General features: G+C 65.1%; 11 protein-coding genes. 4 read left to right on the top strand and 7 right to left on the bottom strand.

Annotated elements, in window-relative coordinates; translation table 11 throughout:
- Positions 1 to 108: 108 nt before the first annotated feature.
- Positions 109 to 1023, top strand: a complete 915-nt coding sequence (locus K3172_RS05325; protein ID WP_247717930.1) for an aldo/keto reductase — start codon at positions 109 to 111, stop codon at positions 1021 to 1023.
- Here the strand turns inward: K3172_RS05325 and K3172_RS05330 are convergent.
- The 7 genes from K3172_RS05330 to K3172_RS05360 form a co-directional block, all read right to left on the bottom strand.
- Positions 1020 to 2513 carry a tryptophan halogenase family protein gene (locus K3172_RS05330; protein ID WP_221587654.1) on the bottom strand — a complete coding sequence of 498 codons (1494 nt, stop codon included), beginning with the start codon at positions 2511 to 2513 and terminating at the stop codon, positions 1020 to 1022. The genes K3172_RS05325 and K3172_RS05330 overlap by 4 nt on opposite strands.
- Positions 2510 to 4540, bottom strand: a complete 2031-nt coding sequence (locus K3172_RS05335; RefSeq protein ID WP_221587656.1) for a glycoside hydrolase family 97 protein — start codon at positions 4538 to 4540, stop codon at positions 2510 to 2512. The genes K3172_RS05330 and K3172_RS05335 overlap by 4 nt, the downstream gene beginning before the upstream one ends.
- Complete coding sequence (locus K3172_RS05340; protein WP_221589037.1) at positions 4537 to 6144, bottom strand: alpha-amylase family glycosyl hydrolase; 1608 nt, start codon at positions 6142 to 6144, stop codon at positions 4537 to 4539. Before K3172_RS05340 ends, K3172_RS05335 begins: the two co-directional genes overlap by 4 nt.
- A gap of 14 nt (positions 6145 to 6158) precedes the next feature.
- Positions 6159 to 8000 (bottom strand): alpha-amylase family glycosyl hydrolase, encoded by a 1842-nt coding sequence (locus K3172_RS05345; RefSeq protein WP_221587658.1) that lies wholly within the window; start codon positions 7998 to 8000, stop codon positions 6159 to 6161.
- The gene (locus K3172_RS05350; protein ID WP_221587660.1) at positions 7997 to 9532 is read right to left on the bottom strand and encodes a tryptophan halogenase family protein; all 1536 of its coding nucleotides are present in this window, start codon (positions 9530 to 9532) and stop codon (positions 7997 to 7999) included. The genes K3172_RS05345 and K3172_RS05350 overlap by 4 nt, the downstream gene beginning before the upstream one ends.
- Positions 9533 to 9651: 119 nt before the next feature.
- Positions 9652 to 12462, bottom strand: a complete 2811-nt coding sequence (locus K3172_RS05355) for a TonB-dependent receptor (protein ID WP_221587662.1) — start codon at positions 12460 to 12462, stop codon at positions 9652 to 9654.
- Between the two features lie 192 nt (positions 12463 to 12654).
- A complete protein-coding gene (locus tag K3172_RS05360; protein ID WP_221587664.1) occupies positions 12655 to 13347 on the bottom strand; it encodes a DUF6445 family protein in 693 nt (230 codons plus the stop codon).
- Between the two features lie 116 nt (positions 13348 to 13463).
- On the opposite strand from K3172_RS05360, the gene K3172_RS05365 reads away from it, so the two are divergent.
- The 3 genes from K3172_RS05365 to K3172_RS05375 all read left to right on the top strand — a co-directional run bounded on the left by K3172_RS05365 (position 13464) and on the right by K3172_RS05375 (position 17540).
- Positions 13464 to 14501 carry a LacI family DNA-binding transcriptional regulator gene (locus K3172_RS05365; RefSeq protein WP_221587666.1) on the top strand — a complete coding sequence of 346 codons (1038 nt, stop codon included), beginning with the start codon at positions 13464 to 13466 and terminating at the stop codon, positions 14499 to 14501.
- A gap of 107 nt (positions 14502 to 14608) precedes the next feature.
- Entirely contained in the window at positions 14609 to 16144 is a 1536-nt protein-coding gene (locus K3172_RS05370) for an MFS transporter (RefSeq protein WP_221587668.1), read from the top strand.
- Positions 16137 to 17540, top strand: a complete 1404-nt coding sequence (locus K3172_RS05375) for an alpha-amylase family glycosyl hydrolase (RefSeq protein ID WP_221587670.1) — start codon at positions 16137 to 16139, stop codon at positions 17538 to 17540. Before K3172_RS05370 ends, K3172_RS05375 begins: the two co-directional genes overlap by 8 nt.
- Positions 17541 to 17572 lie beyond the last annotated feature (32 nt).

The raw sequence follows: 17572 nt of genomic DNA on the forward strand, positions 1-17572 counted from the left end.
AGCATTTGAGTCGTCAAGCGTGCTTTGGGGGCCGCGTCGACGCAGGGCTTGCGGGGAGCCCGGATATTGCCGAGGGGGAAGGGCCCAACCCATCAAGGCCCACAGACCATGACCGAAGCCGCGTACCTGCCCCATCCGCCCTCCCGTCGCAGGCTCGGTCCCAACGGTCCCGCGATCGGGCCGGTCGCCTGGGGCATGTGGCGTTTTGCAGGCGCGACTCTCGACGAAGCGACGCGGCTTGTCGAAGCCGCGCTCGACGCCGGCGTGACGCTGTTCGACACGGCAGATATCTACGGCGTGGACGGCCCCGGCTGGGGGTCGGCTGAGGCCTTGCTGGGCGAAGTCTTCGCGGCCAGTCCCGGCCTACGCGACCGGCTGGTCCTCGCGACCAAGGGCGGCATCGTGATGGGCGTGCCTTACGACAGCTCGCCGGCCTATCTCGCCTCCGCCATCGACGCCTCGCTGCAACGGCTCGGGGTCGAGCGCGTGGACCTGTGGCAGGTCCACCGGCCCGATGTCCTCGCGCATCCGCAGGAACTGGCACGCACGCTCGGGAATGCGGTGCGCTCGGGCAAGGTCGGCGCGGTCGGCGTGTCGAATTTCACGCCTGGGCAGATCGAGGCGCTGGTCCATTTCCTCGACGTGCCGCTCGCGTCGAGCCAGCCCGAATTTTCGGCGCTGCATCTCGATCCGCTCGAGGACGGCCAGTTCGACCAGGCGATGCGGCACGGGCTGGCGGTGCTCGCCTGGTCGCCGCTGGGCGGCGGCCGGATTGCCCGGCCCGAAACGCAGCGCGAGATCGCCCTCGCGGCCGCGCTCGATACGGTGGCCGAGGCGCATGGCGTCAGCCGCGCGGTCGCCGCAATGAGCTGGATCGCCGCGCATCCTGCCCATCCGATCCCCATCGGCGGCAGCCAGAATCCGGCGCGCATTGCGGAGCTGGCAGACGTGGCGAAGGTTCGCTGGACACGGACGCAATGGTACGCCGTGCTGACCGCAGCGCGCGGGGCTCCGCTGCCCTAGGCGGGCGCGTAATCGGGAAAGTTCGACGCGCAGGCGGCCAGCATGGCGCGGGTCTGCTCGACGTCCGAGATATGCAGGCCGGGCGGCGGTGCCTGCATCTTCGCTTGCGGCGGGAAGGTGCCGTAGCCCGCGAACAGGCAGTGCCAGCTCATGTTGGCATAGTGCGGGTTGCCGCCGTGCTGCTCGGCATTGAGCCTGCCGATATCCTCATGCGTGAACCAGGCGGTCATCATCGCCTTGAGATCGTCCGACAGGGCATGGTTGGCGGCATTGTCCCGCCAATAGGCCGTGTCGCTGCGCTGGTTGAGGCGGTAATGCGCGACGATGTAGTCGCGGATGCCCTCGTATTTGGCGGCAATCCGCCAGTTGAATTCCTCGCGGTTCTGCGCGGTGAACCCGCCGCTTTCGTAGGCCCGGGCAAAGTCCAGCGCGGTGACGATCACGATATGGAGCGCAGTCGCTTCGAGCGGCTCGATAAACCCTTGCGAGAGGCCCGCGGCGAGGCAGTTCCCGGTCCAGCTATCCGCCACTCGCCCGACGCGCATCTGGAGGACACGCGCATCGCCCTGATCCTCCATGCCGATCGCCTTGCGCAGTTCGGCTTCGGCATCCTCGTCGGAAATGTATTTCGAGGAGTAGACATAGCCATTGCCGACCCGGCTGGTCAGCGGGATCGACCAGCGCCAGCCGCCCGACATGGCGATGCTGTCGGTCTGCGGCTTCACCGGCTCGCGATGCGCCGTCGGCATCACGACGGCCCGGTCGTTGAACAGGTTTTCGCCGAAGGGGATGAATGGCGCGCCGAGCCTCTGCTGCGCGATCAGCGAGCGGAAACCCGAGCAGTCGACGAAGATGTCGCCTTCGATGCGCTCGCCATCATCGCAGAGCAGCGCGGCGACATCGCCGTCCGGGGTCAGTTCAACCTCTTCTACCCGCGTTGCGCGGTGCGTTACGCCGCGCTTTGTCGCCCAATCGCGCAGGAAAGCGCCCAGCTTGTGCGCGTCGAAATGGTAGCCATAGCTCGGGCCGAAGGGAAAATTCTCCTCCGGAATCGGCGACTTGCGGCCCTCGGAAAGCGCCTCTGCCAAGAACCAGTCGTCGGGGTGTGCCGGCACGTCCACGCCCCTTCGACGCAGCGCACAATTGTGCAGGAAGCCCGGCTCGCTGTGCAGATCGACGGGGCCGGGGAAGGGATGGAAATAGCTTTCACAACCCGTACGCTCGCTCCAGCCGGTGAAGCGGATGCCGAGTTTGTAGGTCGCGTCGCAGGCTGGCATCCAATCGGCTTCGGCTATGCCGAGGTGCTCGAAGAAGGCCTTCAATTGCGGGGTCGAGCCTTCGCCGACGCCGATGATCCCGATCTCCGGGCTCTCGACTACCGTCACCGATCCGCCGCGTTCGCCCCACTGGTGATGGAGCAGGCAGGCGGTGATCCAACCGGCGCTGCCGCCGCCGAGAACGACGACGCGGGGAGGGGCAGGGGTGCTCACCCTTCGACGGGTATCAGCCGCACTGCAAATCCGCCACCCGGTGCCATGCGCAGGTCGAGTGTGTTGCCGGCTGCAACCTCGCGCTCCTCGATCACAATGTCGAACCGCGTTGGGCCTTGGAAATGCGCGGTCTCTGCATCGCGATAGATCTGCGCGCGATAGGTCTTGCCTGGATCGAGGAAATCGAGCGCGACCCGCGTGTCGCGACCCTTCTCGTCCGCCCCGCCACCAAGGAACCACTCCTCGCTGTTGCGGTCCTTGCGCGCGGTCACGACATATTCGCCGATCTCGGCATCGAGCACGCGGCTTTCCGACCAGTCCGCGGGCACGTCCTTGATGAACTGGAACGCGCCGGGATGCTCGGCATAGTGTTCGGGCAGGTCGGCGACCATCTGGATCGGCGAGTAGACCAGCACATATTCGGCCAGCGCGCGGGCCATCGTCATCTGCAGCGGCTGGCCGCGACCTTCGAGGCTGAGGATGCCGGGCGTGTAGTCCATCGGCCCGGAGAGCAGCCGCGTGAACACCATGGTCGGCACGTGGCTCGGCCCGTTGGGCGGCACGCCCCAGGCGCTGAACTCCATGCCGCGCGCGCCTTCTCGGGCGACCCAGTTGGGATAGGTGCGCCTGAGGCCCGTATCCTTCACCGGCTCGTGCGGATTGATCGCGATCCTTCGCTTCGCCGCCTCGGTCACGACCTTGAGGTGGTGGCGTTGCATCACCTGGCTTTCGGTGCATTCGCGCGTCTCGCTGCCGTCGGGATGGACGTAGCGCAAATTGCAGGCGTCGGTGACATAGCCGCTCTTGATCGTCTTCACGCCGCGCGCCGCCATCAGGTCGAGCCCAGCTGCGAGTTGGGCTTCGTAATTGCCGACATCGCCGCTGGTCTCGTGATGGCCGACGATCGGCACGCCCTTTTCGGCGGCATAGCGGGCCAGCTCCTCGAAGTCGTAGTCGGGATAGGCCTCGGTGAAGCTGAAATCCGATCCGTTGAAGAACCAGTTGCCGTCCCAGCCGATGTTCCAGCCTTCGACCAGCACCCCCTCGAAACCGTTCTCGGCCGCGAAGTCGATGTAGCGCTTCACGTTGGCGGTGTTCGCGCCATGCTTCGGGCCCGAACCCCAGGTCTCCTCATCGAGGTGGAGCGACCACCACACGCCGACATATTTGTGCGGTTTGAACCAGCTGACATCGCCGAGCTTGTTCGGCGCGTTGAGGTTCAGTTCGACCAGGCTTTCGGCGAGTCCCGCCGCATCGTCCGAAATCCGGATCGTGCGCCACGGCGTCGCGAAGGGCGTGTCGCGCACTGCGCGTGCCGCGCCCGAACCCGTCGGCGCGAGCGTGGCCCGGAAATTCGTGCCCGTGGTGCGCTTCATCCACATGCCAGCGAAATCGACCAACGCGGCTTCGTGCAAAGCGACATGCGTGCCGTTGTTCATACGGAAGGTCAGCGGCGTATGCGCGACCGACACGGCAGAGATCGGCGTCTTTTCGTAAAGATATTCGTAGCGGTTCCATTCGCCGCCGGGGATCCACCATGCGGTGCCGTCTTCGGCGAGGTTGAACTCGGTCAGTTCTTCGGCGATGCGCACGGTTTCGCCCATGCTCGCATCGTCGAAGACATAACTGAAAGCGACCGCATCGTCGAAAACGCGGAAGGCGACGCCGAACTTGCGCGCGGCTTCGCTGTCCTCCTCGAAACGGACGGTCAGCGCATTGTGGTGATCGCGCACGAAGCGCTGCTCGCCCCAAGGCTGTTCCCATGTCTCGTCGTGGCTGGCGCGGGCGGCGCCGACCACCTTGAGGCGGCGTTCCAGCTTGTCCTGGTCGGTCAGCAGGAAGCCGAGGCGGCTGTCGGTGAGGACCGGTGCGCCGTCCTTTTCGACGCGGTAGAACGGCCGTCCCTCGCCATTGACGTCGACCGTAACGGTGATTCTGCCGTCGGGCGAGGTGACGACCTCTTCGGCCAGCGCAGCGGGCGCTGCGAACAGCAGGATGAGGGCGGAGAGGATCCGGGGAAGGGTCATGCTTCGATCACCAGTGCGGCATAGGGGGGAAGGAGCGTCGGCGTGGCATCGTTCACCGAAGCGAGTTGGGTGCCTTTGCCAAGCTCTTCGGGCAGGGCCTGCGCGGTCGCGCCGAGATTGAACAGGCACCGGACGGTCTGGCCGGTCGCCTGGCGTTCGATGACGAACAGCCCGTCGATACTTTCGCAGCGCGTGACGCTGCCGTGATGCAGTGCCGGATTGGCATTGCGTAGCGCGATCATCGCACGCGTGTGGTTGAGCAGCGAGGCATCGTCCGCCTCCTGCACGTCCACGGCCTTTGCGGCATTCTCGGGACCGACCGGCAGCCACGGCTCGCCAGCGGTAAATCCGGCATGCGACGCATCTGCGGTCCACGGCATCGGGGTGCGCGCGCCGTCACGGCTGAGCGTGAGCGGCCAGTTGGCTATGGCCTCGGGATCGTGGAGTTGCTCGAACGGGATGTCGACCTGCGTCAGGCCCAGCTCCTCGCCGTAGTAGAGGATGATGTTGCCGCGCAGCGAAGCGAGCAGCAGCACCTTGAGCCGCGCCGCCGCATCGCGTTCCTGCGCGTTCCACCAGCGGCTCACCGCGCGGGGCGCATCGTGGTTCTCGAAGGCCCAGCTCGGCCAGCCCATGCCCTCGTGGTCGGGCCATTGGGCGAGCGCGGCGCAGATTGCCCCAGGCGTCAGCTTCTCGGCATAGAGGAAGTTGAACCCATAGGCCGAATTGAGATGCGTCTCGCCGGCGGTGAAGGCCTTCATCTCGACCTCGGCCTCGTCCCCGCCTACCTCGGCGACGGTGAACACGCCGTCGTATTCGTCGGTCAGGGCGCGGATGCGTTCGATGAAGGCCGGGATGTCGGCATGGCTCTGGTTGTATCGCTTGAGCTGGAAATCGAACGGGCGCGTGCGCGGCTTGTCGGTTGCGGGCGCAGGCGGATTGTCGCGCAACTGCGGGTCGTGCATCGCGAAATTGAGCGCATCGATGCGGAAGCCGTCGACCCCGCGCTCCAGCCAGAAGCGCATCACGTCCAGCACCGCGTCCTGCACATCGCGATTGTGCAGGTTCAGCTGCGGCTGCGAATTCAGGAAATTGTGCAGGTAATACTGGCCGCGCCGGGCGTCCCACGTCCACGCGGGACCCCCGAACACTGATTGCCAGTTCGACGGCGGCGACCCGTCGGGCTTGGCGTCCGCCCAGACATACCAGTCGGTCTTCGGATTGTTCCTGTCGGAGCGGCTCTGGGCGAACCACGGATGTTCGTCCGAAGTGTGCGAATAGACCTGATCGATCAGCACCTTGAGGCCGAGCTCGTGAGCGCGGGCGACCAGCGCGTCGAAATCGGCCAGCGTGCCGAAGATCGGATCGACATCGCAATAATCGGCCACGTCATAGCCGAAATCCTTCATCGGCGAGACGAAGAAGGGCGAAATCCAGATCGCATCGATGCCGAGCGAGGCGACATGCGGCAGGCGCTGCGTAATGCCGGGCAGGTCGCCGACCCCGTCGCCGTTCGAATCCTGGAAGCTGCGCGGATAGATCTGGTAGATCGACGCACCCTTCCACCACGGCAGGGCGGCGGTGTCGCGCGCGGCTTCGGTCATGGTGGTGTGGCGGTTCATTCTGCGGTCTCCGACACGCGGCACAGCGCCCAGCCGAAGGCGGGCAGGGTGAAGGCGGCGCTGCCCGGCGCAGTGACCGCTGCGGGGCAGGGACCGGCAAGCGTCGCGAACGCGCGCGCGTCATAGCCGAGCGCGATGTTGGCGCTGCGCGGCGCTCCGGTCGTGTTGAAGACGGCGACGTATTCGCCGCCCGTCTCGGGATCGAAGCGGCTGACGGCGAAGATGCCCGCCTGCTGCTCGTAATGGCGCACGATTTGCTTGCCGCGCGTCAGCGCCGGGTGCGCTTTGCGGATCGCCGAAAACTCCGCGATCAGGCGATAGAGCGGATGCGCTTCGTCGAAATTGCTCGTCGCGGTGGTCGCATCGGTGCCGATCAGGTCGTTGTCGTTGTAGACCGCCGTCTTCGAGGGGAACATGTCCTCGCGCGCCAGCTGGTCGTTGCCGTCGCCGACGAAGCCCTGCTCGTCCCCGTAATAGATCACCGGCGAACCGCGCAGGCTGAGCATCATCGCATGTCCGAGCATGACGCGCTGGAGCAGCTCTTCCTGCGAGATGTCCGGCCGGTCGGCTTTGATCAGGGTGGAGAAGCGGCCCATGTCGTGATTGCCCAGGAACGTCGGCAGCGTGCGCGCGGTATCCTCGCCGCCCTCGTACAGCACGTCGCCATCGAACATGTGCGCCAGCACGACCGTCCCGCGGTCGCGGCCCAGCAATTCGCGCATCGCCGCCTGGAAGGCGAAATCGAGCACCGCGGGCAGTTTGTCGCGGCGGGTATATTCGGCGATGTAGCCGCTATCCGGAACGTCCTTGTAGACCTCGCCGAACATGTGGAAGTTGGGAATGCCCTCTTCCTCGGCCACCTTTTCGATCGCGGGGACGAATTCCTGCCAGAAGCCGGGATCGACGTGGCGGGCGGTATCGATGCGGAAGCCGTCGATGCCGAAGTCGCGCACCCAGCCGGAAAAGATTGCGATCATCCCGGCGCGCACGCGCGGGTGCTCTGTGAACAGGTCGTCGAGGCCGACGAAATCGCCGAAGCGGCTGTCCTCGCCCGTGAAGCTGCTGTTGCCGCGATTGTGGTAATAGATCGGATCGTTGAGCCAGGCGGGGACCTTCACGTCCTTTTCGGCATCGGGGACGACCGGCGTATAGGCGTAATTCGGGTTCACGAGCTTCGCGAAATTCGCGGCACTGCTGTCCTCGTCGCCCATGAAGCCGGGGTTGATGGGGGCGCCGTCGGCCGTGCCGCGCGTCGAGTAAGGATAGTCGCCCTTGCTGCGGTATTCGAAGTTCGTCTCGGGCCCGTCGGCATAGGTGATGACGTCGGCGGTGTGATTCGTGATGATGTCCATATAGACCTTCATCCCGCGCGCATGGGCGGCTTCGACGAAGGTCTTGAACTCCTCCCGCGTGCCGAAATGGCCGTCGGGCCGGGTGAAATCGGTCACCCAGTAACCGTGATAGCCCGCGCTCTCGTCGCCGGGAGGACCCTGCACGGGCTTGTTCTGGAAGATCGGTGCGAACCAGATCGCGGTGATGCCCATGCGCTCGAGATAGTCGAGCCGTTCGGTCAGGCCCTTGAGGTCGCCGCCGTGGAAGAAGCCCTTGGCAGCCGGATCGAAGCCGGTGGCCAGCCGGTCGCCGGTGAAATCGCCGGTGTCGTTGGATGCGTCGCCGTTCTCGAACCGATCGGGCAGGACGAAATAGACGATCTCCTCCGACGGCTCGCGGTCGCGGAAGGTGGCGGCTGGCTCCGCCGTCTCGACGCGGTGTTCCGCCCGGACCTGCGCGCAGGAGGCCAGGAGCAGGGCGGCGAGAGGGAGGAGCTTGGCGGTCATTGTCGGGTCATTCCCATCGGTTGTGCGCTCATGGCCTGGCGCAGGAATTCGGCGTGCGAGCGCATCGGCCGCACCTCTTCGGTGATCTCGCCTTCGATCCGGCCGAGCATTGCCGCGAGCTGGTCTTGTGGCATGGCATCGGCCAGCGCGGTGTAGCTTTGCGGGATGACCCCCTGACCTACAAAGACCTGGAACCAGGCGACTTCGGTGAAGAGTTCTTCCTGCTCGCGATGGATGGTCGCGCTGCTGTTCCACACGGCGAACTTCTCCGCCAGGTTGGCGGGCTTCTCGATGTGGCGCATCATGTCCCAGAAGGGTTCGCCTTCGCGCGCATTGGCGGTGTAATGCAGGATCAGGAAATCGCGCGACCGCTCCCATTCGAAGGCGACCTTGCGATTGAACCATTCGATGACCGCGGGATCGGCCCGGCCACCTTTCGGCGCGACGGCCAGGAAGCGGGTTATCGAGCTTTGCGTCAGGTAGATGCTGGTCGATTCCATCGGTTCCAGGAAGCCCGAGGCGAGGCCCAGCGCGAGGCAGTTCTTCACCCAGTGTTCGCGCCGCATGCCCGTGGTGAAGGGGATCATGCGCGGCGATCCGTCCGGCTCGGAATCGAGGTTGCGCAGCAGGGTTTCTGTCGCCTCGTCCTCGGACATATGCGCGCTGCAGAAGACGTGTCCGTTGCCGATGCGATGCTGCAACGGGATGCGCCACTGCCACCCGGCCTTGCGCGCCGTCGCCTTGGTGTAGGGGGTGAGGTCGCCGCCGGTGGCGCAGGCGACCGCCACCGCGCGGTCGCACGGCAGGTACTTCGTCCATTCGACGAAGCCGGCCCCCAGCGCACCGCCCAAGAGAAGCGAGCGAAAGCCCGTGCAATCGATGAAGAAATCGCCTTCGACGCGCTCGCCGCGATCGAGCAGGAGCGCGGCGATGTTGCCGCTCTCGCCGTCGAGTTCGACGTCGGCAATCTTGCCCTCGACGCGCGTCACGCGGTGCTGTTCGGCGAAGTTGCGCAGCACCTGGGCATAGAGACCGGCGTCGAAATGATAGGCGTAGGGGATTTCGCCGTCCGGTGTGCCGGGGCGGCCGCGATCCATGCGCAGCGCGCGCGCCGCGCGCTCGTTGCGCGAATAGGCGGCGAGACCCTTGGCGAGACCGCCCTTGTGCGCGCGGACCCAGTAGGGATGGAACGGGACGACGCCGGCACCGCGCCCGACGCTGCCGAAGGCGTGGATGTAGTCCTCGCCCTCGCGCAGCCAGCCATCGAACTGGATGCCGAGCTTGTAGGTGCCCTTCACGGCCGCGAGGAAGGGGCCTTCGGGTATGCCGAGCGCGCTGTTGATCAGGCGGATCTGCGGAATGGTGGCCTCGCCCACGCCGACGATGCCGATTTCCTCGCTTTCGACCAGCGTGACGCTGTCTTCGGGCGGCAGGAAGCGCGCGAGCAGCGCGGCCGCCATCCAGCCGGCAGCGCCGCCGCCGGCGACGACGTAGCGCGTGCCCTGTGCTTGCGGTGCGGAGTGTGCGTCCATGGTATCTTGGTCCCCGAATGCTTGTGGTCCAAGCAGGCTCGGTAGCAGCTTGCGCGCCAAGGGCCAGAGAGGGGCGGGGCGGCCGGGAGGAGGTGGCCGCCCCGCTAGTCAGTCGACGATCAGAACTTGTAGGAAGCCCCGACAAGGTACGTACGACCGTACTCTTCGTAGTCGATGATGTGGGTACGATCGCCGTCGGTGTAGTTGATGAACGGCTCGTCCGTCAGGTTCAGCGCCTGCAGCGTGATCGACAGACCTTCGAGCGAGGTGCCATCTGCGAAGCGATAGCCGATCTGGGCGTCGAAGATCGATTCCGGATAGGCGAAGCGGAAGCCGCGGCTGGCCGAGATACCCGGGAATTCGGCAAGGAATTCCGAACGGTAGCGATGGCTCAAGCGCGCCTCGAAGCCGCTGTTCTCGTAGTAGACGGTCGAGTTGACCACCCACTTCGACAGGCCCGGGACGTCGGTTTCAAACGGGTCGGCTTCCTGCGGTGTGATCGTCAGCTTGCTGTCGGTATAGGACGCGCTGGTCTGGAAACCGAAGCCGCTGAGGAAGCCGCTGGTGAAGGTGCTGAAGGGCAGCGACAGGCTGGCCTCGATCCCGGCGATATGGCCTTCGGCACCGTTGTCCGGACCGCCCACGAGACCGAGATAGGTCGTCGCATCGGCGATCGCGCGCTGCTGCGGCGTCAGGCTGTCACGCAGGTAGCTGAAGTCGCGCACCACGGTTGCGTTCGAGTTCACGAAATCGCTGAGCCACTTGTAGTAGCCGGCAATCGCGATGTAGCCCGCACCGCCGAAGTACCATTCGTAGGACACGTCGACGCCTTCGGCGACATAGGGGCGCAGCTTCGGGTTGCCGCCGCCGCCGCTGAAGATCGAGCCCGTGACGACGTCGATCTGGTTCGACACGCCGGCGCTATAGGACGCGTTGAGCTGATCCATGCGCGGGCGGGCCAGCGTGCGGGCCGCGCCGAAACGCAGCTTCATGTCGGGTGCGACTTCGAAATTTAGCGTCATGCTGGGCAGGAAGTGCGAATAGGAATCGCCATCCGTGACCGGGATGAGGCGAGCGCCGATGCCGCCGTTGGACGAGAAGCCGTTCGAACTCTGGTCGGTGAAGACCGCCTGCACGCCGATGTTGCCGGTGACCGGGATCGAGCCGAGCATGGTGTCGAGGTCCATCCGAAGATAGCCGGTGTAGACATCCTCGGTCACGCTCCAGTCGCCGGGATAGGGCAGGCTCGAGCTCTGCACGTCGGTGAGGATGTACGTGCCGTTGCTGATCAGCGTGAACGGGTTGTATGCAACCTGCGGACCGAAGCCGAGGAAGCCCAGGCTTGCGATCGGATCGAGCAGCGCGTCGCCCGGGATCGGTGCGCGGGTTACCGCGCCCTGGTCCGCATAAGGCGTTCCGTTGCCGGCGAGGCTCAGGAAGTTCTGCGTGATGTCGCGCGATTTCGTGCGGTGATCGAAGGCGATACCGGCGACCAGGCTCTTGACCAGCGAATGGTCGACCTTGCCGACGACTTCGCCGCGCATGGTCCACAGTTCGTCCTCGGTCTCGGTATCGTTGATGAAGCCGGCCTGGACGATGCCGTCGGCACCCCAGCCGCGCGGGTCGGTCAGCTGGATCAGATCGGTGTCCGAATAGTCGATCTGGTTGGTGAACAGGAACGGGAAGCCGCCGGTGTTGCGGGTGTAGGTAACCACGTCGCCCACATTGAACCCCGGACCGGTCTGGGCGCGGAAGTTGAGGCCCGAGTAGCTTTCGATCTGCTGCAGGCGACGGTCGGCGCGCGAATAGGCGACGTCGGCCATGATCAGGACGTCGTCGGTTTCATATTGCGCGTTGTAGCCGATCGCGAAGGTTTCGACGTCCTTGCGGTCATAGTCGTTGCGGACCACCGGCTGGACGTTCGAGAAGGTAACCGTGTCGGGGAAGTCGCCGCCGCTGGTGGAATCGATATTCGCGCCCGAACCCCAGCCGGGGTTGAGCGGGAATTCGATGCCCCGCATCGGAATGCGCTCGCGATAGTCGGCGTAGAAGACGTCGAGCGTGCCGCTCCATTCGGGGGTCGGCTGCCATTCGATGGTGCCGAACACGCCGAGGCGGTCGAGGTCGACCGACTTGGCGAAGGGCTTCATGCCGCCGAGCACGGTCTGGCCCGAATCGTTCGGATAGCCCCAGGCGTTGAACTTCTCGACCTGGCTCGGGCTCGACTGGTAGGCGACGCCGAGCGCGACGCCGAGCGTGTCGTCGGCAAACTGGTCGACATAGGTGCCGGTGGCGCGATAGCCCCAGCCGTCGACATCGGGGTTGAGCGAACCGTCTTCGTTGAATTCGAGGCGACCGGAGAGCGAGACGATGCGCTCACCCTTCGCCAGCGGGCGGATAGTGCGCAGGTCGACGGTACCGGCGAGGCCCTGTCCGATGAGGCCGGCGTAAGGCACCTTGTAGATGACGCCCTGGTCGATCAGCTCGGCCGGGTACTGGTCGTATTCGACCGCGCGGTTGTCGCCCGACGAGACCAGCTGGCGGCCGTTGAGCAGCGAGTTCGAATAGTCCGGACCCAGGCCGCGAACCGAAAGGCTCTGGGCACGGCCATCGACACGCTGAACGGCGAGGCCGGGCAGGCGGCCGAGCGTTTCGGCGATCGAAACGTCGGGCAGCTTGCCGATGTCTTCCGAGCTGAACGCTTCGGCGATGACGGTGGTGTTGCGCTTCAGGCCGACTGCGGTTTCGAGCGACTGGCGATAGCCTTCGACGACGATGACATTTTCCGGCGCGGCCTCTTCGGCAGCCGAATCGTCCTGCCCGGGTTCGATGGTGGCGTCCTGCGCAAGCGCGGGACTGGCGAATGCGGCCAGCGCGATAGTGATGGCGCCGGTGCTGATGCCCCCGGCAAGAGACTTGCGAAATGCCATTCTGTGCTCTCCCCAATTGGCCCGTGCTTGTGGCAGTCCCGGGCCGGAAATAGATCCCTCCAGGCAGGTCTTGCGCCTACCTGTTCATGCTCTGGATAGGTGGGAATCGGGCGGCTCAGGAAGAGAGCATACGTATACGCACACCCTGCCGGGGCGGCAGGGGTCGCCGAAATGTCACATCGCCGGCGGCGATCAGCGCAGAAAGAGATTGAGTGTCAGGCGACCTGTTTCCGGTGCCGACTCTGGCACGAAATCCGGGCGGAGATCGGCGCAGTGAAGCGTGTTGCCGCGATAGACGATCATCGAATTGAAGGTCCCCGGCTGCGCATGGGTCTGCGCAAAAACCGCCGTGTCGCCTGAGATATACCCGGCTTCGGGCAAGCCGTGACGCTCGATTTCCGCCTCGAGCGACGAGCGGTAGCTTTCGAACCGTTCGGCATCGACGCTTTCGTAGCCGGTGGCGCGCTGGCGATAGAACGCGGTGCCGGCGCGTTCTTCCCGGTCAAGATAAAGCAGCACGGCCAGGCGTTCCGGCTCCACACCGTCAAAATGCGGGAGGCGCTGGATCGGGGCGAGCGCCGTGGCAGGATGCGTCACCACGCTGAGATAGCATTCGAAGAAGCGCGGGCGGGCGGCGAGGCAGAAGGTCTCGCGCATCCTGTCCAGCAGCGGTTCGACCAGCGGCATTGCGATGGCTTGCGAAACCGGTGCTCTGAGACCGGGATAGAATTCGCCGTGGCGTCCGAAACGGTGGCGTGCAGCGATCGCGACGACCAGTTGCGGGTCGGCAAGCGCGGACCCGATCGCCAGCATCGGTTGATGTTCCTCGCCGAAATGCCGGGTCGAAATGTCGGCAGCCTGATCGAGGGCGAGAGGGTTGGACATCGGCGACGCCCTTACAGCCAAAAAGCGGAGGATGGAAAGCCGGCGCGATTGCCTCTTGCAGGCCGCCTGCTAAGGTTGCTCGCGAAGGCCCGGTCAGATGGGCCGGGAGGAGAGAGATGGGTCGCAAGCCGACGGGTCGGCCGACCAGCTTCGATATCGCTTATGCGGCGGGTGTCTCGCAGCCCACCGTCAGCCGTGCGCTACGCGGGGACCGCTCGGTCAGCGCGCAAACGCGCGCCCGGATTGAACAGATCGCGCGCGACCTCAATTACACCGTCGACAAGAACGCCTCGTCCCTGCGCTCGCAAAGGTCGAACACGATCGCGTTGCTGTTTTTCGAGGACCCGACACCCGACGAAAGCATGATCAACCCGTTCTTCCTCGCGATGCTGGGCTCGATCACGCGCGCCTGTGCGGATCGCGGGCTCGATTTGCTGATATCGTTCCAGCGCATGGAGGACGACTGGCATGTCCAGTACCAGGACAGCCACCGTGCCGACGGGCTGATCCTGCTCGGCTATGGCGACTACACCGTCTATCGCAAGCGGCTGGACCAACTGGAAGCGCAGGGCACCCATTTCGCGCGCTGGGGCTCTGTCTCGTCCGACAGCAGCGGGGTGACGGTGGGGACGGACAATGTGGCGGCGGGTCGGCTGGCGGGGCGACACCTGGTCGAAAGCGGGCGCAAGGCGGTCGCCTTCCTCGGCCATGCGGACGAACATTATCCCGAATTCGCCGGGCGCTATGGCGGCCTGTGCGAAGCCCTGCGCGAAGCGGGGGTGGAACCCGATGCCGCGCTCCAGTTCGATGCGATCACCACCGAGGAAGCGGGCCATGCCGCCGCGAAGCAGCTGATCGCGGGCGGCCAGCCCTTCGATGCGATCTTCGCCGCGAGCGACCTCATTGCCATCGGCGCGATGCGTGCCCTGGCCGAGGCCGGGCGCAAGGTGCCCGGCGACGTCGCTGTGGTCGGCTTCGACGACATTCCCGCGGCCAGCCTCACGACCCCGCCGCTGACCACCGTCATGCAGGACATCCGCGGGGCGGGGGAGGCGTTGGTGGAAGCGCTGCTGGCACAGGTCGAGGATCGCGAACTGCCGCCGCGCAAGCTGCCCGGCAGGTTGATCGTGCGGGGATCGAGCGCCGCGCGCTGATCGCCCAACGTATTCGTATACATCCTTGTTGCGCGCAGCGCTTCGTGCGAGCCACGACCCACAAGACATTGGCAGGCAGCAGACCTGCGCGGGGACGAGGGACGATTATGGAACAGGTGCTTCGCGAGAAGCCGCGCCAGGGTTTTGCTGGGCTGTGGAACATCAGCTTCGGCTTTTTCGGCATCCAGATCGGCTTTGCGCTGCAGAATGCGAACATGAGCCGGGTTTTCCAGACGCTCGGATCCTCGATCGACGATCTGCCCGCGCTATGGGTCGCCGCCCCGCTGACGGGCCTGCTGGTCCAGCCGATCATCGGCCATCTGTCCGACCGCACGTGGAACCGACTGGGCCGCCGCCGCCCCTATTTCCTGACCGGCGCGATCCTGTCCGCGCTGGCGCTGTTCCTGATGCCGCTGAGCCCGGCGATGGGCGCACCGCTGCTGTTCGCGGCCGCAATGTTGTGGCTGCTCGACGCCAGCCTCAACATTTCGATGGAGCCTTTCCGCGCCTTCGTCGGCGACATGCTGCGCGCCGACCAGCACGCAGCGGGCTATGCCGTGCAGACCGCCTTCATCGGCGCTGGCGCGGTCGTCGGTTCGATCTTCCCGTGGTTCCTCGAGCGAATGGGCGTCAGCAATGTCACGGCTGGCGGCGGCTTGCCCGATACGGTCACGTGGAGCTTCTGGGCGGGCGCGATCGCGCTGTTCGTTGCCGTGATGTGGACTATCGTCACTACCCGCGAATATTCGCCCGAGGAACAGGCCGCCTTCGCGGGCCACGAGGAAGCGGCGGATGACACCATCACCCTGCGCGCTCTGGCAGCCAAAAGCTTCGGGTCCGCGGCGGGATGGATGACGGCTGGTGTTCTTGTTTGCCTGAGCGTGAGCTTGCTGGGGCTGGAGAAGGAAGTGCTGCTCCTCGGCGCCCTTCTCGCGCTTTACGGCATCCTCAGCGCGATCGCGATCTCCATGGCCAAGCAGGGCCGCGCGGCAAATATGCTATCCAGCATCGTCGGCGATTTCGCCGGCATGCCCGAGGTGATGAAGCGCCTCGCGCTGGTGCAGTTCTTCAGCTGGTCGGCGCTGTTCATCATGTGGATCAACACCACGCCCGTCGTGACCCAATACGTCTTCGGCAGCACCGACACAGCAAGCGCCGCCTACAACGAGGGCGCCAGCTGGGTGAACGTCCTTTTCACGGTGTATAACGGCGTCGCTGCCGTCGCGGCGCTCGCCCTGTTGCCCTGGCTCAGCCGCAAGGTCGGCCAGGTGATGACGCACAGCATCTGTCTGACACTCGGCGCGCTGGGCTTTCTGATGTTCGTTCTTGTCCGTGACGCGCAGCTCCTGCTGGTGGCCGAAATCGGCATCGGCATCGCCTGGGCGAGCATCCTCGCCATGCCCTACGCGATCCTCGCCAGCAATCTGCCGCAGGCCAAGCTCGGGATCTACATGGGGCTGTTCAATGTTTTCATCGTCGTTCCGCAACTGCTGGTGGCGACCGTAATGGGCAGCATCATGCAGGCGTTCTTTCCCGGAGAGCCGGTGTGGACGATGCTGTTCGCCGCAGCAAGCTGGCTGATCGCCGCAGTCGCGATGCAGCGGGTCAAGGCGGCCCTGCCGCAGGAGAAAGTTTATGCATAAATTTATCGCCATTTCGATCGCCCTTGCGCTCTCCTCGACCGCCCAGGCGGGAACGGCACAGGTGCAGCCCCCGGTCGCCGCCGACTGGACACCCCGCAGCGTCGTCACGATCCAGCATCCCGAATGGTCTCGAGATGCGGTGCTGTACCAGATCAACACCCGCCAGTTCACCGAGGAGGGCACGTTCCGCGCCGCGCAGGAACAGCTGCCCCGCCTTAAGGAGCTGGGCGTCGATATCCTCTGGCTCATGCCGATCCACCCGATCGGCGCGGAAAACCGCAAGGGCGGCCTCGGCAGTCCCTATTCCGTGAAGGACTATTACGAGGTGAACCCGGAATTCGGCACGAAGGAGGAGTTCAAGGCCTTCGTCGATGCGGCTCACCGCCAAGGCTTCAAGGTCATCCTTGACCTCGTCGCCAACCACACGGCGTGGGACAACGATCTCGCGAAGCAGCATCCCGACTGGTACGAAAAGGACTGGAAAGGCGACTTCCGTCCCACTCCCTGGTGGGACTGGTCGGACATCATCGATCTCGACTGGTCGAAACCGGGCGTGCGCGAGCATGTCGGCGGGGCGATGGAATACTGGGTCCGCGATTTCGGCGTCGATGGTTATCGCGCCGACGTGGCGGGCTATGTCCCGCTCGACTTCTGGGAAACCATGCGCGCGAGATTGGAAGCGATCAGACCGGTCTTCATGCTCGGCGAAGTCCAGCAGACGGCGTTTAACCACAAGGCCTTCGACGCGACTTATGCGTGGGACTGGCACAACACGTCCAAGAATGTCGCGCAGGGCAAAGGGAACGCGACCAGCTTCTACGGCTATTATGCGGAGAACGAGAGCCTCTGGCCGAGGGAGGCCATGCGCATGACCTATATCGAGAACCACGACAGCAATGCGTGGGAAGGCACGATGAAGGAGAACTACGGTCCGGCGCTCGACGCGATGACCGCGCTGTCCTTTACCGGCGAAGGCCTGCCGCTGGTCCACAACGGCATGGAGGCCTGCAACGCCAAGCGCCTCGAATTCTTCGAGAAGGATGCGATCGATTGGAGCCAGCGCGAGGGCTGCACCTACGGCGCGCTGATCAAGGACCTGATCGCTTTCCGCAAGGCGAATCCGGTGCTGGCCAACGGCCAGTGGGGCGCCGTGATGCAGAAGATCGAGACCGATAGGCCCGAACAGGTGTTGGCATGGGCGCGCCAGGACGACAGCAACAAGGTCGTGGGCCTGTTCAATTTTTCCGGGGAGCCGGTCACACTCACGCTTCAGAGCGGGCTGGCCAGTGGCACCTACGCGGAGTTTCGGGGAGATGCGGCCGTCGTCCTTGCGGAAGGCGACAGGCTCACCCTGCCTGCATGGGGATATCGCCTGTTTGCGCGCGCTGGCGAATAGCTATTCGCATCCTTTCACTCAAAGAAAGGCTG

Source organism: Qipengyuania proteolytica (assembly GCF_019711565.1).
Taxonomy (GTDB): Bacteria; Pseudomonadota; Alphaproteobacteria; order Sphingomonadales; family Sphingomonadaceae; genus Qipengyuania; species Qipengyuania proteolytica.